The sequence below is a fragment of the Altererythrobacter sp. MTPC7 genome, assembly GCF_042851395.1.
In the GTDB taxonomy this organism is placed as follows: domain Bacteria; phylum Pseudomonadota; class Alphaproteobacteria; order Sphingomonadales; family Sphingomonadaceae; genus CAJXSN01.
Genome location: NZ_BTGS01000003.1, coordinates 26,259 through 49,873 on the forward strand (window position 1 = coordinate 26,259; position 23,615 = coordinate 49,873).

A 23,615-nucleotide genomic window follows, 5' to 3' on the forward strand; every position below is an offset into this window, starting at 1 on the left:
ACCGCCCATGCGTATCGCGACATTCAACATCAACGGCATCAAGGCCCGTCTTCCCCGCCTGCTCGAATGGCTGGAGCAAACCCGCCCTGCCGTCGCCTGCCTCCAGGAAATCAAGTCCCAGGACGATGGCTTCCCGGCGGATGAATTCGAGAAGATCGGCTACAAGGCGATCTGGCACGGCCAGAAAAGCTTCAACGGCGTCGCGATCCTGGCGGACGGGACTGCGCCCGAAGAAACCATGCGGGGCCTGCCGCCACTGACGGAAGGCGAGGAACCGGACGAACAGTCGCGCTATCTCGAAGCGGATGTCGGCGGGGTGCGCATCTGCAATCTCTACCTGCCCAACGGGAATCCGCAGCCCGGCCCCAAATTCGATTACAAGCTGCACTGGATGAAGCGTCTGCGCGCCCGGATGCAGGACTTGTGGCGACAGGAAGTGCCCACCATCGTGCTGGGCGATTTCAACGTCATCCCAGAAGCGAAAGACACGTTTTCGGTGCGCGCCATGGCGGACGATGCGTTGACCCAGCCGGAATCGCGCAATGCCTATAACCGCCTGCTCGCCGATGGCTGGACGGACGCGCTGGGAACTCTGAACCCTCGCGGAGGCGTGTGGACCTACTGGGATTACCAGCGCGGGGCATGGCAGCGCGATCACGGGTTCCGGATCGACCACTGCCTGTTGTCGCCCGAACTTGCCGACCGGCTGCTTTCGGCCGGGGTCGACAAGGAATATCGAGGCCGCGAAAAGGCAAGCGACCACGCCCCTGTCTGGGTAGAACTCGCGCCGCAGGACTAGTGCGACGACCGGATGACAAACCGAAAGGCCGCCGACTCCGATGGGAGCCGGCGGCCTTTTTCATCTCCTGCGACCCTGCAGGACGCCGAAGTCCGCGGAAAAATTAGCGATAGAAGATGTGCGTGTTGATCGCGACGCGGCGCGACTTCACCCGGGCCCAGCGCGGGCTCACATACTTTGCGTGGAAATAGAGCGAATCCTCGGCTTCGCTGTCCCACAGCCCGCGGTGCGCGATCGTGGCGATCTTCTTTGCCTTCTGCCAGGCGCTGGAGCCGCGCGAGATACGTGGCATGCGGCCGTTCTTCACGAAACTGAACTGCGCGCGCTGGTAGACAACCCCGCAATAGTCGGAAGGAAACTGGTGCGAATCGGCCCGATTGATGACGACCTGCGCGACTGCCAGCTGACCGTCGATCGGCTCGCCGCGCGATTCGAAATACACGGCACCGGCGAGGCATTCGAGTTCGCGGCTGAGATTGGCCGGGGCATCGATCGATGCGATCATCTCTCGCAGAGACGATGCGGAAGGGGCGGGTTCTTCGGCCGGTTCGGCGGCCGGGGCTTCTTCGGTCGATTCTTCGGGAAGCGGCTGGACCACCTCTTCCGTGACGAAGACCGGAACCGTCTCGTCGACGACCGGGGCGGGTGCCTGCACCTGCTCGATTTCGCCGACTTCTGCATTTGCGCCGGAACCTTCGGCGCTGGCAGCGATTAGAACAAAGCCTGCCGCGATGGCGGCAAGAGAAATCTTGTGGGTCTTTCGACTCATTATACCGTCATTTTTGAGCGGTGAGCGGACACTGACGCAGGCGGAGACCTGTTTGCGTTATATGCAATTATTTAGGTGGTCTTTTCTGGCCTGCCGGCCGCTCCCCGTCTGCGTGCTATCCCGTGGACCCCAATGTCCATGACGAGACGCCTGCGCTGCTGGAAGCTGGCGGGCAGATACGGGCCCTGACACTCAAGTCAACTTAACGCGTTCAGAGTTTCGACGAACTGTGCGGGATCAGCGACATCTGCCTCCAGCACCCACAGATCCGGGTCCGAACCGTGCCTTTTGCGGCAATAATCCGTAAAATCCCCTTCGTTTTCAACGGTCTTTGGAACAATCGGCGTCCAACTACGCGTGCCGTCCATCTGCGGCATCCTTTCCCAAAGTTGCGCGCTGGACCCGTTTTGCATGGTTAAAAGAAGGATGGTTCCCGCATCGCGTTCCCCTTTGAACAAGACGCTGGCAAACCCGCCCTGCCCTTCGACCAGGCGCCTGATCGCACCGATTTCGATGTGCGCGGGCAGGCGCGAATCGGTCAAGGTCGGTTTCCTGCGGCCGTTCTCACGGCGATTCGTAACCGGGCAGGCCGGAAAGAGGGATGTGCGAGCGCATGAACGTGCCCGTCCCCCGTCCGATTTCGTCGCCTTCGTGGTCGATCAGGCGGGATTCCGCGACCAGGACGCGGCGCCGGCCGCTCACCCACTTGCCCTCCGCGATGACTTCCCCCTCCTTCACAGGCTTCGTGAAATGCAGGTTGAAGGATGTCGTCAGAAGGAAACGGTCGGTGACGATGGTATTCGCGGCATAGAAGGCCGCATCGTCCAGCATCTTGAAATAGATCGTTCCATGGGCGGCGCCCGCCGCGTGATAGGCATCAGGCGTCACATGGAAGACAAGCCGTGCGCGCCCCTCTTCTTCTATATGCAGGCGGGACCGGAAAAGCGTGTTGACCGGTGCGGAACTGTAAAGCCGTTCCAGCGCGCGGTAATGCGAGATCGCCCCGGATTCTGCAGGCGTCTCAGGCGGCATGGCGTTCGCTCACATCGGCCATCAGGGCATAAAGCGCGTCGGCATCCGGCGCAGAAAGCAGCAGGTCGCGCACTTCCTCGCTGCGAACCATGCGCGACAGGGCCGCCAGTGCATGAAGGTGGCTGACGCCTGCGTCCACCGGCGAGACAAGCCCCAGGATCAGGCTGACCGGGACACCGTCCGTTGCATCGAAATCGACCGGCTTTTCCAGCCGCATCAGGCAGGCGCGGGGCCGCCGCACCTTGTCCGATCGGCCATGCGGCATGGCGATACCGTTGCCGAACCCGGTGCTGCCCAGCGCTTCGCGCTCCTGCAGGGATTCGAGGAGTTCGCCAGATGTCGGCCCGCCTTCGTCTCCGGATAACAGGCCTGCCACGGCTCGCAGGATATCGTCCTTCGTCGCGGCGTCGCTGACGACTACGGTTTCGGGCGATATTCGGTAAAACGCGCTCATCGTCGAAAATCTTGTCTCTGCTGGAAAGGGCCCGTTCCATACGCGGCGTGGATGCCGCGCATGGCTGCCGGAAACGGCTGCTCGGGGCCGGCGGGTCAGCCGGGTTCGACCCAGCCCACCGATCCGTCGCGGCGGCGATAGACCATGTTGTGGCGACCGGTTCCAGCATTTTTGAAGAACAACGCACCCGTATCGCGCAGATCCAGCATCATCACGGCATCGGCAACCGACGCTTCCGGGATGTCGACCTTGGTCTCCGCGACGACGACGGGGGCATCGCCGGCCTCTTCCGTTTCGGGTTCTTCTTCCGCAGGCTCGGGCGAAGCGAAAATGGTGTAGGCCGCCTCTTCCTGCCGCGCGGCATGATCCGCCTGTTCGTGGCGATCTTTCAACCGGCGCTTGTAGCGGCGAAGCTGTTTCTCGATCTTCGCGGCAGCCTTGTCGCAGGCCTGGTGCGCATCATGCGCTTCGGCGTGGCCCTTCAGGATCAGCCCCTGCATCACGTGCAGCACGATGTCGCAGGCAAAGGCGCCCGCCCCGGCCTTACCGAACGTCACGTGGCTGGAGATGGCCCGGTTGAAATATTTCTCGACCATGCCTTCCATCCTGTCGCGGGCATGATCCTGCAGGGCTGCGCCCGTTTCGACCTGGTGACCGGAAACGCGAATATCCATGGCTCGGCTTCTCCTTTGTTGCGCTCCGAAACCCGCGATCCGGGACTCCGGAGCCGGGGGTTCAATGCGTCCAGAGCGGTTTCTGGATCTTGGCGATGAACGCGCGGTGGCGGGCAAGTTCTTCCTCGCTGGCCTCGTGCCGGCGGGCCGGGCGCGGTTCGCGCCTGGGCCGCACGATCTGCGCCTGCGCCATCTCCGCTTCGCCCGATGCCGCCTCTGCTGCCAGTTCTAGGCCGATCTGGCGGCCGCCCGTCAGTTCGACATAGACCTGCGCCAAGAGCTCCGCGTCCAGCAGCGCGCCATGCTTGACGCGGTGGCTGCGATCCACACCGAACCGGGTGCACAGCGCATCGAGCGAAACCTTTGCGCCGGGAAACTTGCGCCGGGCCATGGTCACCGTGTCGACCATGCGATCCATGCTGACAGGCGCCAGCCCGCATTGTTCCAGCTCGGCATTGAGGAAACCGAAATCGAACGAGGCGTTATGCGCGACCAGCGGCGCATCGCCGATGAATTCCAGAAGCTCTGCCGCGCCGTCGGCAAACAGGGGCTTGTCCGACAGGAACTGGATCGACAGGCCGTGAACCGCCTCCGCCTCTGCCGGCATGTCGCGTTCGGGGTTGTAATAGGCATGGAAACTGGCCCCGGTCTCGACCCGGTTGACCATCTCCACGCAGCCGATTTCAACCATCCGGTCCCCCTTCTTGGGGTCGAGGCCGGTGGTTTCCGTATCGAAGACAATTTCGCGCATGAGTCGTTTATCTATCGGCCCGGTCCGGCCATCTGGCAAGGGGCCGCGGCATGACACGCGTGAATCAGGCGGCGGACAGGGTTTCCAGCAGGGCCGCGACGTCCGCCCGCGTGGCGTCCAGCGACTGGCCTGTATCGATGACCGTATCGGCCCGCTCCCGCTTCTCCGCATCGGGAACCTGAAGGGCCAGGATCTTCGCGAACTTGTCTTCCGTCATGCCGGGGCGTGCCAGCACGCGCGACCGCTGCGCTTCGGCAGGCGCCGACACGACCACGACATGATCGACCGCTTCGAATCCGCCTTTCTCGAACAGCAGGGGGATGTCGAAGACCACCACTTTCGCATCTGCATTGGCTTCCATGAAATCGGCGCGGACTGCGGCCACCGCGGGATGGACCAGCAGTTCGAGCTGGGCGAGTTTTTCCGCATCGCCGAACACCAGAGTGCCCAGTGCGTCGCGGTCGACCCCGCCGGGGCCGGTCGTGCCGGGAAAGGCCGCTTCGATCGCCGGGAGAAGCGCGCCGCCCGGTCCCTGAAGGATGCGAACCTCGGCATCCGCATCGAAGACAGGGGCGCCCAGATCCTCGAACATGGCGGCGACGGTCGATTTTCCCATGCCGATCGATCCGGTCAGCCCGATGATGAGAGGACAATTCACGGGGCAAGCCTTTCACGTAAAGCAGCGTCCGCATCGCGCGGTGCGGGCACGCCGAAGAATTTCTCGAAGGCCGCAGCGGCCTGGCCGATCAGCATGGAGAGGCCGTCTATGGTCTCGAAACCGGCGGCTTTCGCCCCGCCAAGAAACGGCGTCTCGAGCGGATCGGTCACGATGTCGTAGGCGATGGAGCCGGGCGGGGCATGGCTCCAGTCGAAGGGCAGGGGGGGCTGACCCCGCATTCCCAGCGGCGAGGCGTTGACGACGAGATCGCAGCATCCCTCCCGGTCGTCGAAGGCGAAATCGGTCGGCTCGGCGAAATGGGAAAACGGCGGGGCGTGGTGATCACCTTCACCTTCTTCGGCAAGCTCCTGCAGGATGGCCTTCGCCTTGTCCGGATTGCGACCGGCCAGGACGATCGTGAAACCTTCCGCCGTGAGCGCCGTGACGATCGCCCGCGCCGCACCGCCCGTCCCGAGCACCCGCGCCATGCGGAAATAGTGGCGCTCTGTCAGGAGCGGCCGCAGCGGTTCGAGAAAACCCGCGACGTCGGTGTTCCAGCCAACCAGTTCTCCGTCCCGCGCACGCGTCACGGTATTCACGGCCCCGACCTTCCTCGCCAGCGGCTCCAGCCGTCCCAGCAAGGGGATGATCGCCTGCTTGTGCGGCATGGTCACATTGCAGCCCAGCCATGCCGGATCGCTGCGCCGGCTGGCGAGATAGCTATCCAGCGCATCCGGCGCGACCCGGTGTGACCGGTAATCGGAATCGATCCCGGCCTGTTCCAGCCAGAAGCCGTGGATCAGCGGGGATTTCGACTGCGCGATGGGGTCGCCGATGACTTCGGCATAGGGCCTGCTCATTCCGTGATCATCCCGCGTTCGCGCAGCGCGCCCAGTACGGGCAGCAGCGGCATGCCCAGCACGGTGAAATGGTCACCGATGATCCGCTCGAACAGGTGAACGCCCATCGCCTCTATCCGGAATGCGCCTGCGCAGTGCCCGATTTCCGGCCATTCGGCGCCGAGATAGCCTTCGATGAAGTCATCCGACAGCTCCCGCACATGGAGCGTGGCAAGACTGGGCGCGACCCAGTCGATCGCGCCATTTCGGGCGAGGGCGGCTGCACTGTGCAGATGCATCGGCTTGCCGGAAAAGAAGCGCAGATGGTCCGCCGCCTGTTCGCGGGTCTGCGGCTTGTCGAAGCGCTGCCCGCCGACTTCGACCAGGGAATCGCTGCCCAGCACCCAGGCGGACGGATCCTCGGCGGACACCGCTGCAGCCTTCGCCGCGGCCAGCGCCTGCGCGATTTCGGCGGGGTCCGCGCCGTCCATTGCGCGCTCCAGCGCCCGCTCGTCGATATCGGCCGGGCGGGAGCGATATTTTATCCCGGCACCATCCAGCATGGCGCGGCGCGAGGCGCTCTTCGAGGCAAGGATCAGGTCCTGTGCGGCAGCTATCGGCATCAGATCGGTTTCTCGTCCGGCTTCACGCGTTTCGTACGCTCGTTATGGATGCGAATGATGGCCGCGGCCGTTTCCTCGATCGAACGGCGGGTCACGTCGATGACCGGCCAGTTGTTGTCGGAGAACAGCCGGCGGGCGAACTGCACTTCCTTCTTCACGCGCTCGTTGTCGATATAGGCGGTTTCCTCCCGCTCGTTCAGGGTCAGCAGGCGGTTGCGGCGGATCTGCACCAGCCGTTCGGGCGCGGTCGTCAAGCCGACCACGGTGGGATGTTTCAGGCCATAGAGCGCCGGGGGCGGGGGGCTTTCCACCACCAGCGGGATATTGGCGACCTTGAACCCGCGATTGGCGAGATAGATGCTGGTCGGCGTCTTGGAGCTGCGCGATACGCCGGCCAGCAGGATGTCCGCCTGCTCCCAGTTCTCGTGGCCGACCCCGTCGTCATGCGCGATGGTGAACTGGATTGCCTCCACCCGGTCGAAATACGCTTCGTCCATGCGGTGCTGTCGGCCGGGGCGGCCATGCGCCTCCTGCCCCAGCTGCGCTTCCAGCGCGACAGTGACGGAATCGAGCGCATCGACGGCGGGGAGCGACATCTGCCGGCACTTTTCCTCCAGCGCCTTTCGCGTCTGCGCGTTGACCAGCGTATAGAGGACGAGGCCCGGGCTGGCTGCCAGTTCGGGCGCGATCCGGTCGAGATGCGCCTGGCTGCGCACCATCGGCCAGAAATGGCGCACGACATCGGCATTCTCGAACTGGGCGAGGGCGGCCTTGGCGATCATTTCCAGCGTTTCACCGGTGGAATCCGACAGCAGGTGGACATGGATGCGGGGCAGGGCACAGGCTCCGGTTGGCGGGCGGCTGCGGCCCTGTGGAGAAACACCGGCATAAACCACGGGAGGAAATCGCGGACAAGGCGGGGATGGAATTCTGCCCCCGATACGAGTCCTTTCCTGCAACCGGTTCTGGACAGGATCGCTACCTTTCCCACAGTCTGGGGACAACGGGGACAGCTTTCCTTTGACTCAGTCCGCATCACGAGTCGGTCATGGCAGGCAGGACTGGAATCCGGTCGACAAATCGGGCAGTGCGCCACCATCCCCGTTTTCCACAGGGCCAACAGACTCCAACAGACTCTATAAATATATTGAATTGATTGGATACCAGACCCGATGCCCGGCCTTTTGATCGACACGTTGCGCGGCAAGCGCGGTGAGCAGGTTCCCCTCTGGCTCATGCGACAGGCAGGACGGTATCTTCCCGAATACCGTGCTCTGCGTAAGGAAAAGGGCGGGTTCCTGGACCTGGTCTATGACAGCGAGGCAGCGTGTGAAGTGACGCTCCAGCCGCTGCGCCGGTTCGGGTTCGACGGGGCCATCCTGTTTTCCGATATCCTGATCGTACCCCACGCGCTGGGGCAGAATCTCGAATTCCTGGCAGGGGAGGGACCGAAGCTCTCGCCCAAGCTGGTCGATCATGCGCTGGAGGGCCTGCAAGGGGTGCCTGAGCGCTTCGATCCGGTTTACCGGACCGTGGGGCTCGTCAGTGCTGCCCTGGGCCCTGAGACGGGCAATTCGGCGACCATGCTGGGTTTTGCCGGCAGCCCCTGGACCGTTGCGACCTACATGGTTGCAGGCGAGGGCAGCCGCGACCAGCACCAGGCGCGCGAAATGGCGTACCGCGATCCGGCAGCGCTGGGCGCAATCGTCGATACCATCGTGGAAAGCTCCATCACCTACCTCTCCGGACAGATCGAGGCCGGGGCGGAGGCGGTGCAATTGTTCGACAGCTGGGCGGGCAGCCTTGCCCCCGACCAGTTCGAGCGCTGGGTCATCGCTCCCAACGCCCGTATCGTGTCTGCGCTGAAGGATCGTCATCCGGATACCCCGATCATCGGTTTTCCGAAGGGTTCGGGTGAGAAGCTTCCCGCCTATGCCCGCGAAACCGGGGTCGATGCCATCGGTCTCGATGAAACGGTCGATCCGGCTTGGGCGCATTCCGTACTGCCGGCGGACATGCCGGTTCAGGGCAATCTGGATCCGCTGATCCTGATGAGCTCGCCCGAAGAAATAGCCGCGCGGGCCACAGCCATCCTGGAGATCCTTCGCGATCGCCCCCATGTCTTCAATCTGGGCCACGGCATCGGGCAATTCACGCCCATTGCCAATGTCGAGGCGCTGGTCGCCGCGGTTCGCGGCTGGCAGGGGTGACGGAAGGGCTTCGAACGCCTAGATCGGGACCATGCAGGACATTCTCGCAACGCTGTATTTCTGGCTGAAGGCCGGGCACATCATCTTCGTCATCTTCTGGATGGCGGGCCTGTTCATCCTGCCGCGCCAGATGCTCTACATGTACCCGAGCGCGCCGGGTTCGGACGAAGAGGCTTTGTGGGCGCAGCGCACGCGCACCCTTTCCAGGGTTATCCTGATCCCCAGCATCATCGTGGTCTGGGCGCTGGGCCTGCTGCTGATGACCACGATCGGCGCGCACACGCAGGGCTGGTTCCATGCAAAGCTGCTGCTGGTGCTGGTCCTGTCGGGCTATCACGGGTTCATGAGCGCAAAGGCCAAGGCCATGGCGCGGGGCGAGAGGCCGCTGAGCGAGAAAGCCCTGCGATTGTGGGGCGAGCTGCCTGCCATCATCACGATCCTGGTGGTCGTGCTGGTCATCGTGAAGCCGTTCTGACCCAATGACCGCAGGCGCCGTGCAAGGTGCCTGCGGCACGCAATCTCTCGATTGACGCGCCGACGACGCGCGCCTAATCGCAACACATCAACCGGCATACGGTAACCGCGGCTTCCTGGCCCGGAACCGCTTCCCGCTTTCTCCAAGCCCGATGGAAGTGCCGGCGTTACCCCCAGATGGAATACCACACATGCATCTCAAGGATTTGAAACTCAAAGCGCCGGCCGATCTCGTCCAGATGGCCGAGGAACTCGGTGTCGAGGCCGCCGGCACGATGCGGCGGCAGGACCTGATGTTCTGCATCCTGCGCGAACTCGCGGAAGACGAGGAATACGACGAGAAGATCATGGGCATCGGCACCATCGAGGTGCTGCAGGACGGCTTCGGCTTCCTGCGCAGCCCCGAGGCGAATTATCTCGCCGGTCCGGACGACATCTACGTCTCGCCCAACCAGGTCCGCAAGATGGGCCTGCGCACCGGCGACACGGTCGAAGGCGAAATCCGCGCGCCGAGGGAAGGCGAACGCTATTTCGCGCTGACCAAGCTGACTTCGGTCAATTTCGAGGATCCGGACCAGGTTCGCCTGCGGACCAATTTCGACAACCTCACCCCGCTCTATCCCGAGCAGAAGCTGTCGCTCGATACGCTCGATCCCACGGTCGCGGACAAGAGTGCGCGGGTCATCGACATCATCTCGCCGCAGGGCAAGGGCCAGCGCGCGCTGATTGTCGCCCCGCCGCGCACCGGTAAGACGGTGCTGCTGCAGAACATCGCGAAAGCAATCACCGACAACCACCCCGAGGTGTTCCTGCTCGTCCTTCTGGTCGACGAACGCCCCGAAGAAGTCACCGACATGCAGCGCAGCGTGAACGGCGAGGTCATTTCCTCGACCTTCGACGAACCTGCCACGCGCCACGTGCAGGTTGCCGAAATGGTGATCGAGAAGGCGAAACGCCTGGTCGAGCACAAGCGCGACGTCGTGATCCTGCTCGATTCCATCACGCGTCTCGGCCGCGCCTACAACACCGTCGTGCCCAGTTCCGGCAAGGTGCTGACGGGCGGTGTCGATGCCAACGCCCTGCAACGCCCCAAGCGTTTCTTCGGCGCGGCGCGCAACATCGAGGAGGGCGGTTCGCTGTCCATCATCGCCACCGCGCTGATCGATACCGGCAGCCGCATGGACGAGGTTATCTTCGAAGAGTTCAAGGGAACGGGTAACAGCGAAATCGTGCTCGACCGCAAGGTTGCCGACAAGCGTATCTTCCCGGCTCTCGACGTCGGCAAGTCCGGTACCCGCAAGGAAGAACTGCTGGTCGAGAAGGACAAGCTGTCCAAGATGTGGGTCCTGCGCCGCATCCTGATGCAGATGGGCACGGTCGACGCGATGGAATTCCTCCTCGACAAGATGAAGGATTCCAAGACCAACGAAGACTTTTTCGACACGATGAACCAGTAATCCGGGTTCCCCGCCAAGGGTTTTTGCGAAGGAATAGCAGGGACTTATGGAACGTCTCGTCTATGTCAGCGAAGCATCGGACAATACCGGTACGCAGGATGTGTTCGCCATTGTCGAGGCATCGGCGCGGAACAATGCAACGCTCGACCTCACCGGCTTCCTCCTGTTCGAGGACAATCGGTTTCTCCAGCTTCTCGAAGGTCCTTCGGGCAATATCGACATGATAATGGCGCAGATTAGGCACGATCCGCGCCATCATTCGCTGCACATTGCGGAGCGCCGCGACGCGATCGAGCGGTGGTTTCCCAACTGGAAGATGAAGCAGCTGATTTCCTTCAATTCTCCGCCCGCTATGGAAGAATTACGGGTAATCCTGAAATCGAAGGAAGGCGGAGAGCGGGTTCAGGCGATACTCGACGATTTCCTGAAGGTCCGACCTGCCAATTAGGGCGCGCGGTCGGCCTGAAGCTGCGCCGCCATTTTCTCCCAGACCTTGTTCACCGCCTTCAACGGGCGAATCATGACCTTGAAATCCGCGATCTTCCCGTCTTCGTCGAAGCGGATCAGATCGATGCCGTTCACGTGGATGTCGTCCATCGTGCAGGCGAATTCGAGCATCACGTCCTGCCCGTCGACCAGTTCGCGCTCGTATCGGAAATCATTGGCGCCCAGCGTCGCCGCAGCCGCCGAGAGATAGGCAACCACCAGCTCGCGCCCCTCCTGGGGGGTGTGGACCACTGGCGAGTGAAACACGGCGTTTTCGTGCACGAGGCGGGCAAGACGCTCCGGATCGGGCAAGGTCGCCAGCTGATGCCATTCTGCTAGACCCTGCTGGGTGGTGTTCATGAAGCTCTCCGGAAACTGTCGGCGCGTGCCGCGCGCCAGTGATGGCCGATCGGGGTCGCATCGGGCTCTTCGACCAATGCACCGGGTTCGATAAAGGAATAGATGCGGTCGATCGCATCGGACCGCGCGCCGTTGACGCGTTCCCGCATGTCGCGCGGAGCGATGTCCCACGGGCTCTGCAGCCCCATGGCCACCGTTATTTCCCGCAGCGAATGCAGGGTCTGGCGCTGAAAACGGGCAACGCGCGGGGCCTTGTCCTCCACCACCAGACCACGCTGGCGCCAGGCCACCTGGGTCGCAACGCCGGTCGGGCAGTGCCCCGTATGGCATTCCATCGACTGTACGCATCCCAGCGAGAACATGAAGGGGCGTGCCGCATTGCACCAGTCGGCCCCGATGGCGAAAGATTTGGCCATCTGCGCGCCCGAATGGATTTTCCCGGCCGCGGCGATCTTCACCCGGTCCTTGAAGCCCGTGCCCACCAGCATGTTGCGGATCCAGATCTGTCCTTCGCGCAGCGGCATGCCGACGCTGTTCGACAGTTCGAGCGGGGCAGCGCCCGTCCCGCCCTCCGCGCCGTCGACCGTGATGAAATCGGGGTGCAGGCCCGTTTCCAGCATGGCCTTCCCGATAGCCATGATCTCGTGCGGCTGGCCGACGCACAGTTTGATACCGACCGGTTTGCCGCCGGACATCTCGCGCAGCTGCGTCAACCATTCCAGCATTTCGATCGGTGTCGAGAATGCCGAATGTGCAGCGGGAGAGGTAACGGTTTCGCCCACGGGTACGCCGCGCGCCTCGGCGATTTCCTGCGTCACCTTCTCACCCGGCAGAACGCCGCCATGCCCCGGCTTGGCGCCCTGGCTCAGCTTGACCTCGATCATCTTGACCTGGTCCGGCGCGGAATTGTCCTTGAACTGTTCGGGATCGAAGCTGCCGTCCTTCGCCCGCGCGCCGAAATAGCCGCTCCCCAGCTCCCAGATCAGGTCGCCGCCCGGTGCGCGGTGATAGCGGCTGATGCTCCCTTCACCGGTATTATGGGCGAAGTCGCCGATCTTCGCGCCGGCATTGAGCGCCTCGATCGCCCGGGCAGACAGGGAACCGAAGCTCATGGCGGAAATATTGAGGAGCGAGGACGAGTAGGGCTGCTTGCAGGTCCCTGCGCCCACATCGACCCGCCACTGGTCGGGCACGCTATCGTCGGGGGCGATGGAATGGCTCATCCATTCATACTCGTCCGAATAGACGTCGAGCTCCGTGCCCATGGGGTGGGCATCGAGATCGCCCTTCGCCCGCGCATAGACGAGGGCGCGGGCTTGATGGCTGAACGGTCTCCCGTCGAGATCCCCTTCGACAAGGTAGGACTGCGCGAAAGGGCGCAGGTCTTCCATCATCCAGCGGATTCGCGCGATGAGTGGGTAATTTCTTCTAAGTGTATGATTGGTCTGGAGAAAATCCCAAACGGCGATAAAGGCTGCCGGTGCGGTCAGCAAAAGCGCCCACGGCAGAACCCATGCGCTGAGCCCTGCCAGCACAAGCGCGAAAAGGGGGATCAGGTAACGCCACGCAACCATGCCTTATCCCCCCCTTGCGCCAGCTTAGCCGAGATGTTCGGAAAAGAACGCATCCGTCCGGCTGTCCGCCAGCGTCGCGCCTTCTTCGTCCCGGCGTTCGCCGAATTGCGTGGCGAAGCCGTGGTCCAGTCCTTCGTAATCGTGAAGCGTTACTTTCGGGTGGTCATCCAGCCCGTCATGCATCGCCTTCTGCGCTTCCTTGTCGACGAATCCGTCTTCGGTCGGGATGTGCAACATGAGCGGATTGGCGATGGCCTTTGCCTCGTCCAGCATGTCGGGAACGCCCACGGCATAGTAACCCACCGTCGCATCGCTGTCGGTCCGGGCGGCGGTCATGTAGGCCAGCTTCCCGCCGAGGCAATAGCCGACCGCACCGACTTTCTTGCCGCCGGTTTCATCGCGTGCCCACTTGATCGCAGCTTCGATATCCCGAACGCCTTCGTCGGCGTCGAACTTGCCCATCAGGTCCAGCGCGCGCTGGAACTCGGGTTCGATATCGGGATCGAGTTCGATACCGCGCCCCAGCTGCCAGAACAGGTCGGGCGCCACCGCGAGATACCCCTGTTCCGCCAGAAGGTCGCACTTGCGCCTGATGCCGGCATTCACGCCGAAGATTTCCTGGATGACGACGATCGCCGCTTTCGGCTCTCCCGCCGGGCGGGCACAATATCCTGCAAACTCGTCGTCGCCGGAAAGGGTGGAGATGGTTACATTGGCCGTCATCGTCGTGGCTCCTCTTGCCTTCGGGTGCGGTATCGCTTGCTAAAGCGCCGCCGCCAACCCAATTATCTGTCAACAGCAGACAAACGGAGGAAACGCCATGAAGGTCCATGTGGAAATCGATTGCACGCCGGAAGAGGCGCGGAGCTTCATGGGTCTGCCCGATGTGAGCAAGGCGAACAGCGTCTATGTCGATACCATGGCCAAGGCGATGAAGGGTGTCACCCACCCCGACCAGCTGCAGGACATTGCGAAAACGATGGCGCCCATGGGGCAGATGGGGCTGAAAATGTTCCAGAACTTCGTCGAAGGAAGCATGGCTGCGCGCGATGTGTCCGCGCCCAAGGGTGAAAAGAAGGGCGACTGACGCTCGCTCCGTTCAGGCTGCAAGTCTTCGATGGACACGATCTTTGCCTTGTCGAGCGGAGCGCCGCCGGCCGCCATCGGGGTTATCCGGATTTCCGGACCCGGGTCCGGCAACGCGCTGCAATGCCTGGCCGGGCGTCTGCCACCCGCTCGCCGTACCAGTCTCGCCAAACTGCACGATGCCTCCGGGGACCTGCTCGACGAAGCGCTGATCCTCTGGTTCCCGGGCCCGGCCACGGCAACCGGGGAGGACTGCGCGGAGATTCACTGCCACGGTGGCAGGGCGGTCATTGCCGCCATCGGCCGCGCATTGGCCGCCATACCGGGCCTTCGTGCCGCCGAGGCAGGCGAGTTCACACGGCGCGCCTTTGCCAATGGCCGCCTGGACCTTGCGGAAGCGGAAGGTCTTGCCGATCTTCTCTCGGCCGAAACGGAATTGCAGCGCGCAGTCGCGGTCAGCGCAGCGGAGGGCGGGCTTTCCCGGCAGTTCGGCGACTGGCGGGAACGGCTGCTTATTCTTTCGGCGCAGATCGAAAGTGCTCTCGATTTCTCCGACGAGGACGATGTTCCGGACCTGCCGGACAGTTTTCTGCCTGCCTATCGGCTGCTTGCTCAGGAATTGGACGTGGTGCTGGATAGACCGGGCCTTGAGCGGCTCAAGGATGGTATCCGCGTTGTGCTGGCCGGACCGCCAAATGCCGGAAAATCGACCCTGTTCAACGCGATACTGCAATCGGAGGCAGCCATCGTCTCTCCCATGGCAGGAACCACGCGCGACGTGATCGAGCGGCCGGTTGCGATCGCGGGCATTCCCTTCGTATTTGTCGACACGGCGGGCCTGCGCGACCATACGGCCGATGCCATCGAACAGATCGGCATGGACCGCGCGGCAGGCGAAGTTTTGCGGGCGGACATCGTACTCTGGTTGGGGCAGCAGGGCGACGGGCCGGAAGGGGCATGGGAAATCGAGACTCGGGCTGATGAAAGTGGGAGCGTGAAGGACGCGCCGCGCCATCGTTTGTCCGGCAAGACGGGCGAGGGGCTGGAAGGTCTTACCGAGGACCTTGCTCGAACCGCTTCTTCGATATTGCCCAAACCGGGGGCTGGAGCGGCCAACCAGCGGCAGAGAGAGCTTCTTGCAATCGCCCGGAGCGCCTTGGGCGATGCTCCACACCCCGATCTGCTCTTGGCAGCCGAGCAATTGCGCCAGGGGCGAAGCGCGTTCGATCGCATTCTCGGCAATACGGCGACCGAGGACGTGCTCGATACGCTTTTCGGACGGTTCTGCATCGGCAAATAGACGGCATTATGTAGCAAGCGCACCAATGCGTAGATGGTTATCCGCCTGTCTGGTGGCGGCTGTCATCGTATGGAGTGCCGTCTGGGTTGCACCGAAACTCGTAGTTTTCGGATTGCGCATTGTGAGCAATGCGGAACTTTCCCGCGCCATATCGGAAACAGAATCCACGAATGTAAGTTCGTTTCTCCATATCCTCGTAAATAACGTAACCGTGGAAGAATGTCGGACGTTTAAAAAGGCCGGTTGCGTTGCTGGGAGTGCCCTCCACGAGTTTCCATTCACCATCCACACTCTCAACACGCCGATTAATGACGGGACCCGCCGGAGCGAACGCGGTAGCCTCGTTTCGAATGGCGATTTCTCCGCTCGGGACGATACGCCCGTCACCTTTTACCGACGGGTCAAGCTTGTCAGGCAAATCGTGGAATTCATCGAGCATCACAACCCGATGCGATTGGCGCACAATTTGCGCGGGAGTGCTACCAATATTTCGATACCTGTATTCAACCGCCGTTACGTGCCCTCTTTCATTTTCTTCAGTCGGAGATTTCCCTACCTCAACAATCAAGTAGGGGCGTTGCGCGGTCTCGGTCAGTTCGTTCTGACGCACCATGGCTTTGGTGGCATCCCCAGTATCCTTCACGGCCTCTCGGGTAAGTTTAACTTGCCAAGCCAGAAAGAACGTGCCGATCCCAGTGACGACAAATGTGAGCAGCGCGGCGACTGCCATCGCTATGGAAGCATCCGCCATCGCCTCTTGGGCGACGATGTCCCGCGCATCGTAGGGGTTGTACTCTTGCCGTTCGGCCTGCTGCTTACCCTCTACGGCTTCATTTGGGCTGGCAGGCTGTTCGACCGGCGTAGAGACGCCGCCAGCCTCGTTAGCGCCGGGATTATCGTTCCGTGCGGCGCTCTGATTGCCGCCGTCGGCATTATCGCCTTGTTCGGCTAAAGGCGGACTTCCTGCACTCCGATTGCCGTTAGACATTGTACCAGAAACACCGCTGTAAATTTGCCCCGGCTGATCTTGTTCCTGATATTCGGCTCAGAGTCCATCACGCCGATGTCAGCCAGCTTCCCCGCCAGCTCGGCATAGGTCACATTCTGGCGCTTCAATTCGACTTTCAGGAGGGTCTTGACCCGATCCTCCCATTGCTTGTCCGCTACGTCTACCATGCAATCTCCTATGTGACGAATATCATCATAGGCGATGCGTTTGCCCTTTACAAGACACGTGATCGTCGCTATATACGATGCATAGGCAACGGATATAGTTACAATGGCACAGCACTTCCTCCTCTCGGCAAAAGCCCGCACTCTCTCGCTGGCAAAGGTCTTCCGCATGGGAGAGGATGCTGCATACGGTCTGTTCTGCGAAATGCGCTGGCCGGAAACCGATGGCGAGGCAGTTTGCCCGCGTTGCGGCTGTGCTGACAGCTACTTCCTGAAAACCCGCCGCAAGTACAAGTGCACCGCCTGCTATCACCAGTTCAGCGTCACCAGCGGCACGATCTTTGCTTCGCGCAAGCTGTCGTTCACCGATTTGCTGGCGGCTATCGTCCTGTTCGTGAACGGGGCCAAGGGCATGAGCGCATTGCAGGCAAGCCGCGATCTGGACGTGCAATACAAGACTGCTTTCGTCCTGTTCCACAAGCTGCGCGAAGCGATGGCCCAGGAATTTGGCGAAGTGAAGCTGAACGGCACTGTCGAGATCGATGGCGGCTATTTTGGCGGCTATGTGAAGCCGGAAAACCGCAAGGCCGACCGTAAGGACCGTCGCCTTGCCTACAACCGCTCTGGCAAGCGCCAGTGCGTTGTCATCATGCGCGAGCGTGGTGGGCGCTCCCTTCCTTTCGTGGTGGCAAATGAGGGTGATGCAGTCCCCTTCGTTCGTGACCACGTTGGCACGCTCGCCACCATCCATGCAGACGAAGGCACGGGCTGGGATGCGCTGCACGCTGGCTGGGATACGCACCGCGTCAATCACTCGGTCCAGTTCATGGACAAAGGCGTTTGCACCAATCAGGCGGAAAGCTATTTCAGCCGGCTGCGCCGCATGGAAATCGGAACCCATCACCATATCGCAGGTCAGTATCTCTACGCCTATGCTGGCGAAGCTGCATGGCGCGAAGATCACCGCCGCGTGGACAACGGTTCGCAGGCCATGGCGCTTACGGGCGCTGCGATGGAAGCGCCAGTTAGCCGCCAGTGGGCGGGATACTGGCAGCGCTAAAATAGCTGTTTTCGCCAGACCCCTTTGGGTTTCTTGTTATCTTTCACCCAATCGTAGAGACACTGAAACTCTTCGTATAGGGTGGTCGAACCCGTCCTCTGGCGTAGGGCATGAACAAAGGGCGCTGCCGCCGTCCAATATTTAATAACCGTCCCATGGCAAAATTTATAATAGAGGCTGTAATCCATAATCCCCATTTGTATTGAGGTGGAGATTAGTTCGAAATCATTCAGAACTAGCCGGATTGCCTCAGCTTCTTTTGATGATTCTTTACTTGGTTCAGCCCATTTTGCGAGGCCACCTGCCTTGTTCGCCAAGCGGATAAATTCTTTTTGAGCCCTCAGCATATCATCATCGATATTCGTCGCGGCCATATGGTCCATCGTGGCGCGCCGTCGTGCGACAATGCGACTTGAAACAACACCCCAAACGGCAATTGTTGACGCAAATACCGAAGCAATCAAAACGGCCCCCAGCGGGGTGCTGGGGGCCGTCGATTGCGTTATACTAACGAGAGGTGGCAATTTAGCTCAGACCACCCCAGCTATCAAAACGTACGTGCATTGCGTCTCTCCTTTCTTAGTTGGAACCCTAACCGATCGTTGCTTAACAAACGGTGCAACTCGCAGGCAGGTTCCCTTCAGCTTGGCATCGCATTTGATTGCGTTTAGCAGCGTCGCTGATGGCGTCTGACAATTAATCTAGTGTTTGTTGGCGTTATCTTCAACGCTAATGTTGCTACGGCGCAGCTATATGATGGCTATGCCGACACTGTGCAACGCACTATGTGATAACGGTGACACAATGCATAATATAGCCGCCTACATTGCCAGCGCAACCTTCCTGCTGCTGCTAGTGGGACGGCCCGTACCACACCCTCACTGCGGCGCTATAGACCACCGCGCCGGATATACGGACGCATCCCGCACAATCGCCCCGTCAGTGCGCCTGCTAAGGCTGCCGTGGATATTCACACCCAGCTTAGCAACCGTATCACGGCAATAGGGCTCGCCACGCTTCTCTAGGATGCGTTCGGAGATCTGCCTGGTGGTTAACGCCTTTCCGCTCTCTCGCAGGATTGTAACGGCCTCTCTAGTGCCGGAGCCTCGCACCGTTCCCGCCTTACTGCGTTTGATCGTCCGCTTCGTGGCGATCTTGGCAATATCGTAGCTTGGCCGAAACATTCGTATCACCGCGTCTATGTGCGCCAGTTCCAATTCGAGCCTTGTGATCTGGTATCGGCGGGCTTGAATTTCCCCATCTATGCGGGCGCGCTTATCGACAAGGGCGCTGATTACGTGTGTCTCTGCCATCGCCTGCGATACATAGGGGATTGCGGGCAGTTATACCTATAATTCATTTGGTGCGCTTGCTACATAATGCCGCAAATAGATGTTTCACGTGAAACACGGGTGTCGAAGGCCGTTTTGGTCCCTATAACAGTCGCATGAGCGGAAACTACGATATCGTCGTCGTTGGCGGGGGTCACGCGGGGGTCGAGGCAGTCTGTGCAGCGGCCCGAACAGGTGTGCGCACGGCGCTGATTACCTTCGACGCCTCCACTGTGGGCGCGATGAGCTGCAATCCCGCCATCGGTGGCCTCGGCAAGGGGCACCTCGTTCGCGAAGTGGATGCTTTCGACGGTGTCATTGCGCGGGCGGCCGATGCGGCTGCGATTCATTACCGGATGCTCAACCGATCCAAGGGTAGCGCGGTGTGGGGTCCGCGCGTCCAGGCCGACAGGACACTGTTCCGAAGGGCGGTCCAGGACATCGTGGCTCGGCAGGACAACCTGACCATTGTCGAAGGCGAGGTATCCGCGCTGCAGTTGGAGGGCGAATGCCTCTCCGGCGTGATCCTCGGGGATGGCACCCGGATCGATGCGCGCGCGGTAGTCCTCTGCACCGGTACCTTCCTTGGCGGAAAGCTGTTCCGCGGCGAAGAGATCCTGATAGGTGGACGGATCGGTGAAGCGTCGGCGACTCGCCTCGCGCAACAGGTCCGCGATTTCGGTTTGCCGATGGCGAGGCTGAAAACCGGAACGCCGCCACGGCTCGACGGCAGGACAATCGATTGGGCGAGCCTTCCCGAACAGCCGTCGGACGGGGAAGGGTGGACCCTGTCCGATCTTTCGGAGAGACGCGTAAACCCCGAAGTCTTCTGCGCGATCACGCGTACGAATGCGCGGAGCCACGAAATCATCCGGCAAAACCTTGACCGATCGCCCCTGTTTTCCGGCGCAATCGATGCACAGGGCCCGCGCTATTGCCCCTCTATCGAGGACAAGATCCACCGGTTTGCAGATCGGGACGGTCATCAGGTCTTCCTGGAGCCTGAAGGGCTAGATACCCCGATGGTCTATCCAAATGGGATAAGCACTTCGCTGCCGGTCGATGTGCAGCTCGACATGCTCCGCAGCATGGACGGGCTAGCCAACGTGACCATGGCCGTGCCGGGATATGCGGTCGAGTATGATCATATCGATCCCCGGGCCCTGACACGCGGCCTAATGGCGCAGAATGTTCCTGGTCTTTACTGTGCGGGACAGATCAACGGGACGACCGGATACGAAGAGGCCGCGGCACAGGGGCTGGTTGCCGGACTTTCCGCAGCTTCTGCCATTCGCGGATCGGAAGCGCCTCGGCTCGACCGGTCGAACAGCTACATCGCGGTGATGGTCGATGATCTGACCCTTCACGGCGTGAGCGAGCCCTACCGGATGCTGACCTCCCGCGCGGAGTACCGACTTCGGCTCAGGGCAAACAACTCGGCCACCCGGTTGACGCCCGTGGCGCTTGCGGCGGGGTGCGTCGGTGCGGAACGGCGCGAATGGTTCACGAAGCGCGAAGGGGAGCGGGCGAAAATCGATGCCGTACTTGCCCGGAACTTGTCATCCCGCGAGCTCTTGAGCGCCGGCGCCGACATCCGGGATGATGGAACCAAGAAAACGGGCAGGGAATGGCTGCGGTTTCCTTCCGTCGGACTACAGCACGTTTCACGTGGAACATTCGAACTTTCGGACGCCGACGCCGGACTCGCGCAGGAGATCGTCGAGGATGCTGCTTACGCCCCCTATCTAGAGCGACAGGATGCGGAACTGCGTGACCTCCGTGCGAGCGAAAACGTCCCGCTGCCACCCGATTTTGCTTATCGTGACGTGCCCGGCCTTTCGAACGAGATGGTCGAGAAACTGACGCAGGCCCGCCCCGATACCTTGTCGGCTGCGAGCCGGGTTCGGGGCGTAACGCCTGCTGCCCTGGCGGTTCTGATGGTGCATGCGAAGCGCTTGGCGAAGGAAGTAGCGTGACCGAGGAAGACGCACGGGCCTTCGTCCTCTCGCGAATGTCATCGTCCCGTCTTGCGATGCTGGACGACCTGATTGTCTTGCTGCGAAAAGAGAACGAACTTCAGAACCTCGTCTCGCGTCCATCCATGGACGAGGTCTGGTCTCGCCACATTGCCGACAGTGGGCAGCTGGTCGATCACGTTTCACGTGAAACGGGCGACTGGGTGGATCTGGGGGCCGGGGCCGGGTTTCCCGGTCTCGTTCTCGCCATCATGCGGCCCAATGCGACGCTCCATCTGGTTGAATCGCGCAAGCGTCGGGTCGCCTGGCTGAAGAACGCTGCGGCTGTTCTTGGGCTGACAAATTGCGTGGTTCACGGTTGCCGCCTGGAATCTCTTCCGCCGTTTCCGGCCGACCTGATTACCGCCCGGGCATTCGCGCCACTGCCGAAACTGCTCGACCTTGCAGGAATGTTTTCCACCGCGCGAACAGATTGGGTCTTGCCCAAAGGGCGGTCTGCAGCGCAAGAATTGCTGGGCCTTCCCAAAAAGGCGCGAAGCATGTTTCACGTGGAACGCTCCGCTACCGATGATGAAGCAGCCATTCTCGTCGGGAAAGGAAGGGTGAAGGCGGGAGCACGCACATGATTACCATTGCCATTGCCAACCAGAAAGGCGGTGTCGGGAAAACGACGACCGCCATCAATATTGCCACTGCAATGGCGGCCACCGGCTGGCGAACCCTCCTGATCGATCTGGATCCGCAGGGGAATGCGTCGACGGGCATGGGAGTTGCTGGAGAAGATCGTGTCCACTCCAGCTACGAATTGCTCGTCGAACAAGCGCCGCTTTCCGAGTGCATCCAGCCGAGCACTATTCCCGGATTGGACGTCGTCCCTGCAACCGTCGATCTGAGCGGGGCAGAGGTCGAACTCGTTTCGGTCACAGACAGGACGGACCGGCTCAGTGCGGCGCTGGCCGATCATACCGATCATGACATCTGCTTTATCGACTGCCCGCCATCTCTGGGTCTCCTGACCCTGAACGCCCTTGGTGCGGCGAATACACTCCTGATTCCCCTGCAATGCGAATTTTTCGCGCTCGAGGGGTTGAGCCAGCTCTTGCAAACGGTCGAGCGGGTGCAGCAACGTTTCAATCCCGATCTTGGGATCATTGGGGTAGCGCTGACCATGTTCGATCGCCGCAATCGCCTGACCGACCAGGTGGCGGACGACGTTCGGGAAGTCCTCGGGAAGCTCGTGTTCAAAACCGTCATACCGCGAAATGTCCGGCTGTCCGAGGCTCCAAGCCATGGCTTGCCGGCACTGGTCTATGATCACTCCTGTGCGGGCAGCAAGGCGTATATGGGCTTGGCGAGAGAACTCATCGGGCGGCTCCCTGAAGAGAGGAAGGCAGCATGAGCAACTCGGACGATCCCATCTATCTGTCGCCCGTGCCGCGCAGCCCCGCTGACCGCAAGAAGAAGCTGGGAAAGGGTCTCGGTGCGCTTCTTGGCGAAACGCGGCGAGAAGAGCCGCTTGTCACCAGCGATCGCGAGCAGCGAGCTGCGGGGGAAGGCGATGTTCCACGTGAAACATCGCCGCGCGGGGGGCTGTCGTCCATTCCGGTCGCTTCCATCGAGCCGCTTCCGGGGCAACCGCGAACGCATTTCGACGAACAGGCCTTGGCCGAGCTTGCTGCCTCGATTGCGCAGCGCGGGGTCATCCAGCCCATCATCGTTCGCCCGATTGCCGGTGGCCGGTACCAGCTTGTCGCGGGTGAGCGCCGCTGGCGTGCGACGCAAAAGGCCCGGCTGCATGAAATTCCCGCCATCGTCCGCGATCTGGACAAGCGTGAGATCATGGCCCTGGCCCTGATCGAGAACCTCCAGCGCGTCGACCTTAATCCGATCGAGGAAGCGCGCGCTTACAAGAAGCTCGCCGACGAAGAGGGACTGAGCCAGAACGATATCGCGACCATGGTCGACAAGTCGCGCAGCCATGTGGCGAACCTCCAGCGCCTCCTGTCCCTGCCGGAAGACGTGATCGGCCTTGTCGAGGAAGCCAAGCTTTCCATGGGCCATGCGCGTGCGCTGATTGGCCATGACGATGCGGTAACCCTGGCGCAGACGGCGGTCCGTAAATCACTGTCCGTTCGAGAAGTGGAGCAACTGGCCAAGGGGGAGGGCGGAGCTCCCGCGAAACCCGGAAAGGCAAACGTGCCGTCGCGCGATCCCGTGAAGGACGCCGATATCGCCGCTGTCCAACGGCATCTGGAAGAGTTCCTCGGACTCTCGGTACGTATCAAAACGGACACCGACCCCCGCACGGGCATGGTCACGATCCGATACAAAACGCTCGATCAGCTGGATCTGATATGCCAGCGCCTGACGGGCGGGGACATCTAACTCACTAAATTCCAGACAAACCGCGTGAAATCGTTAACGCAAGACCGTTCACGCGTTAACCACGTCCGCAAATAAAACCCTTACTCGGTAGTCCTACCTAGAGGCCACGGACGGAATGAGACCCGTCCGGCGGGGTCGGTCGCT

The 23,615-nt window shown here is 61.6% G+C and carries 28 protein-coding genes; 12 read left to right on the plus strand and 16 right to left on the minus strand.

All coding sequences use genetic code 11. From position 1 onward, the window contains the following. Window positions 1-7: 7 nt before the first annotated feature. A complete protein-coding gene (gene xth / locus ACGHJ7_RS03345; protein ID WP_390474573.1) occupies window positions 8-799 on the plus strand; it encodes an exodeoxyribonuclease III in 792 nt (263 codons plus the stop codon). Between the two features lie 103 nt (window positions 800-902). On the opposite strand, the gene ACGHJ7_RS03350 is transcribed toward xth, so the two are convergent. From ACGHJ7_RS03350 to ACGHJ7_RS03395, 10 genes are all read right to left on the minus strand, one after another. Continuing rightward, window positions 903-1,568: a cell wall hydrolase gene (locus ACGHJ7_RS03350; RefSeq protein ID WP_390474574.1), complete on the minus strand. Its 666-nt coding sequence runs from the start codon at window positions 1,566-1,568 to the stop codon at window positions 903-905. Between the two features lie 197 nt (window positions 1,569-1,765). Beyond that, entirely contained in the window at window positions 1,766-2,110 is a 345-nt protein-coding gene (locus ACGHJ7_RS03355) for a DUF1491 family protein (RefSeq protein ID WP_390474575.1), read from the minus strand. 22 nt (window positions 2,111-2,132) lie between these two features. Further along, window positions 2,133-2,600, minus strand: coding sequence for a PaaI family thioesterase (locus ACGHJ7_RS03360; protein ID WP_390474576.1), 468 nt, complete (start codon window positions 2,598-2,600; stop codon window positions 2,133-2,135). Further along, window positions 2,590-3,054: a PTS sugar transporter subunit IIA gene (locus tag ACGHJ7_RS03365; RefSeq protein ID WP_390474577.1), complete on the minus strand. Its 465-nt coding sequence runs from the start codon at window positions 3,052-3,054 to the stop codon at window positions 2,590-2,592. The genes ACGHJ7_RS03360 and ACGHJ7_RS03365 overlap by 11 nt, the downstream gene beginning before the upstream one ends. A 95-nt stretch (window positions 3,055-3,149) precedes the next feature. After that, entirely contained in the window at window positions 3,150-3,728 is a 579-nt protein-coding gene (hpf, locus tag ACGHJ7_RS03370; RefSeq protein ID WP_390474578.1) for a ribosome hibernation-promoting factor, HPF/YfiA family, read from the minus strand. 61 nt (window positions 3,729-3,789) lie between these two features. After that, window positions 3,790-4,479 carry a DNA polymerase III subunit epsilon gene (gene dnaQ / locus ACGHJ7_RS03375; RefSeq protein ID WP_390474579.1) on the minus strand — a complete coding sequence of 230 codons (690 nt, stop codon included), beginning with the start codon at window positions 4,477-4,479 and terminating at the stop codon, window positions 3,790-3,792. Between the two features lie 64 nt (window positions 4,480-4,543). Further along, window positions 4,544-5,137 (minus strand): dephospho-CoA kinase, encoded by a 594-nt coding sequence (gene coaE, locus ACGHJ7_RS03380; RefSeq protein ID WP_390474580.1) that lies wholly within the window; start codon window positions 5,135-5,137, stop codon window positions 4,544-4,546. Then, entirely contained in the window at window positions 5,134-5,997 is an 864-nt protein-coding gene (locus tag ACGHJ7_RS03385) for a shikimate dehydrogenase family protein (protein ID WP_390474581.1), read from the minus strand. The genes coaE and ACGHJ7_RS03385 overlap by 4 nt, the downstream gene beginning before the upstream one ends. Then, window positions 5,994-6,599: a Maf family protein gene (locus tag ACGHJ7_RS03390; RefSeq protein WP_390474582.1), complete on the minus strand. Its 606-nt coding sequence runs from the start codon at window positions 6,597-6,599 to the stop codon at window positions 5,994-5,996. Before ACGHJ7_RS03390 ends, ACGHJ7_RS03385 begins: the two co-directional genes overlap by 4 nt. Next, window positions 6,599-7,435, minus strand: a complete 837-nt coding sequence (locus tag ACGHJ7_RS03395) for a pyruvate, water dikinase regulatory protein (protein ID WP_390474783.1) — start codon at window positions 7,433-7,435, stop codon at window positions 6,599-6,601. The genes ACGHJ7_RS03390 and ACGHJ7_RS03395 overlap by 1 nt, the downstream gene beginning before the upstream one ends. A gap of 336 nt (window positions 7,436-7,771) precedes the next feature. Between ACGHJ7_RS03395 and hemE the strand changes: the two genes are divergently transcribed. From hemE to ACGHJ7_RS03415, 4 genes are all read left to right on the plus strand, one after another. Next, entirely contained in the window at window positions 7,772-8,809 is a 1,038-nt protein-coding gene (gene hemE, locus ACGHJ7_RS03400; protein ID WP_390474583.1) for a uroporphyrinogen decarboxylase, read from the plus strand. Window positions 8,810-8,840: 31 nt separating this feature from the next. Beyond that, window positions 8,841-9,284, plus strand: coding sequence for a CopD family protein (locus tag ACGHJ7_RS03405; protein ID WP_390474584.1), 444 nt, complete (start codon window positions 8,841-8,843; stop codon window positions 9,282-9,284). Window positions 9,285-9,474: 190 nt separating this feature from the next. Then, window positions 9,475-10,740, plus strand: a complete 1,266-nt coding sequence (rho, locus tag ACGHJ7_RS03410; RefSeq protein ID WP_390474585.1) for a transcription termination factor Rho — start codon at window positions 9,475-9,477, stop codon at window positions 10,738-10,740. Window positions 10,741-10,786: 46 nt separating this feature from the next. Further along, complete coding sequence (locus ACGHJ7_RS03415) at window positions 10,787-11,188, plus strand: BLUF domain-containing protein (RefSeq protein WP_390474586.1); 402 nt, start codon at window positions 10,787-10,789, stop codon at window positions 11,186-11,188. Here ACGHJ7_RS03415 and ACGHJ7_RS03420 read toward each other — a convergent pair. From ACGHJ7_RS03420 to ACGHJ7_RS03430, 3 genes are read right to left on the minus strand one after another with little or no spacing between them, the layout of a single operon-like run. Beyond that, window positions 11,185-11,586, minus strand: a complete 402-nt coding sequence (locus tag ACGHJ7_RS03420; RefSeq protein ID WP_390474587.1) for a nuclear transport factor 2 family protein — start codon at window positions 11,584-11,586, stop codon at window positions 11,185-11,187. The genes ACGHJ7_RS03415 and ACGHJ7_RS03420 overlap by 4 nt on opposite strands. Beyond that, window positions 11,583-13,160 (minus strand): FMN-binding glutamate synthase family protein, encoded by a 1,578-nt coding sequence (locus ACGHJ7_RS03425; protein ID WP_390474588.1) that lies wholly within the window; start codon window positions 13,158-13,160, stop codon window positions 11,583-11,585. The genes ACGHJ7_RS03420 and ACGHJ7_RS03425 overlap by 4 nt, the downstream gene beginning before the upstream one ends. A gap of 24 nt (window positions 13,161-13,184) precedes the next feature. Continuing rightward, the gene (locus ACGHJ7_RS03430) at window positions 13,185-13,883 is read right to left on the minus strand and encodes a dienelactone hydrolase family protein (RefSeq protein WP_390474589.1); all 699 of its coding nucleotides are present in this window, start codon (window positions 13,881-13,883) and stop codon (window positions 13,185-13,187) included. Window positions 13,884-13,980: 97 nt separating this feature from the next. On the opposite strand from ACGHJ7_RS03430, the gene ACGHJ7_RS03435 reads away from it, so the two are divergent. Further along, on the plus strand, window positions 13,981-14,247 hold the full coding sequence (locus ACGHJ7_RS03435; RefSeq protein WP_390474590.1) for a DUF6489 family protein: 267 nt from the start codon (window positions 13,981-13,983) through the stop codon (window positions 14,245-14,247). A 30-nt stretch (window positions 14,248-14,277) separates the two neighbouring features. Next, window positions 14,278-15,546 (plus strand): tRNA uridine-5-carboxymethylaminomethyl(34) synthesis GTPase MnmE, encoded by a 1,269-nt coding sequence (mnmE, locus tag ACGHJ7_RS03440; protein WP_390474591.1) that lies wholly within the window; start codon window positions 14,278-14,280, stop codon window positions 15,544-15,546. A 37-nt stretch (window positions 15,547-15,583) separates the two neighbouring features. On the opposite strand, the gene ACGHJ7_RS03445 is transcribed toward mnmE, so the two are convergent. Beyond that, window positions 15,584-16,534 carry a hypothetical protein gene (locus tag ACGHJ7_RS03445; RefSeq protein WP_390474592.1) on the minus strand — a complete coding sequence of 317 codons (951 nt, stop codon included), beginning with the start codon at window positions 16,532-16,534 and terminating at the stop codon, window positions 15,584-15,586. Then, entirely contained in the window at window positions 16,495-16,722 is a 228-nt protein-coding gene (locus ACGHJ7_RS03450; protein ID WP_390474593.1) for a DUF6471 domain-containing protein, read from the minus strand. Before ACGHJ7_RS03450 ends, ACGHJ7_RS03445 begins: the two co-directional genes overlap by 40 nt. A 103-nt stretch (window positions 16,723-16,825) precedes the next feature. Between ACGHJ7_RS03450 and ACGHJ7_RS03455 the strand changes: the two genes are divergently transcribed. Continuing rightward, on the plus strand, window positions 16,826-17,779 hold the full coding sequence (locus tag ACGHJ7_RS03455) for an IS1595 family transposase (RefSeq protein ID WP_390474594.1): 954 nt from the start codon (window positions 16,826-16,828) through the stop codon (window positions 17,777-17,779). On the opposite strand, the gene ACGHJ7_RS03460 is transcribed toward ACGHJ7_RS03455, so the two are convergent. Continuing rightward, window positions 17,776-18,303: a DUF4760 domain-containing protein gene (locus ACGHJ7_RS03460; RefSeq protein ID WP_390474595.1), complete on the minus strand. Its 528-nt coding sequence runs from the start codon at window positions 18,301-18,303 to the stop codon at window positions 17,776-17,778. The two genes, ACGHJ7_RS03455 and ACGHJ7_RS03460, sit on opposite strands and share 4 nt — an antisense overlap. Before the next feature lie 923 nt (window positions 18,304-19,226). Here ACGHJ7_RS03460 and mnmG point away from each other — a divergent pair. From mnmG to ACGHJ7_RS03480, 4 genes are read left to right on the plus strand one after another with little or no spacing between them, the layout of a single operon-like run. Further along, complete coding sequence (gene mnmG / locus ACGHJ7_RS03465) at window positions 19,227-21,086, plus strand: tRNA uridine-5-carboxymethylaminomethyl(34) synthesis enzyme MnmG (RefSeq protein WP_390474596.1); 1,860 nt, start codon at window positions 19,227-19,229, stop codon at window positions 21,084-21,086. After that, a complete protein-coding gene (gene rsmG, locus ACGHJ7_RS03470) occupies window positions 21,083-21,712 on the plus strand; it encodes a 16S rRNA (guanine(527)-N(7))-methyltransferase RsmG (RefSeq protein ID WP_390474597.1) in 630 nt (209 codons plus the stop codon). The genes mnmG and rsmG overlap by 4 nt, the downstream gene beginning before the upstream one ends. Further along, window positions 21,709-22,485, plus strand: coding sequence for a ParA family protein (locus tag ACGHJ7_RS03475; protein WP_390474598.1), 777 nt, complete (start codon window positions 21,709-21,711; stop codon window positions 22,483-22,485). The genes rsmG and ACGHJ7_RS03475 overlap by 4 nt, the downstream gene beginning before the upstream one ends. Beyond that, the gene (locus ACGHJ7_RS03480; RefSeq protein ID WP_390474599.1) at window positions 22,482-23,471 is read left to right on the plus strand and encodes a ParB/RepB/Spo0J family partition protein; all 990 of its coding nucleotides are present in this window, start codon (window positions 22,482-22,484) and stop codon (window positions 23,469-23,471) included. Before ACGHJ7_RS03475 ends, ACGHJ7_RS03480 begins: the two co-directional genes overlap by 4 nt. Window positions 23,472-23,615: the final 144 nt, after the last annotated feature.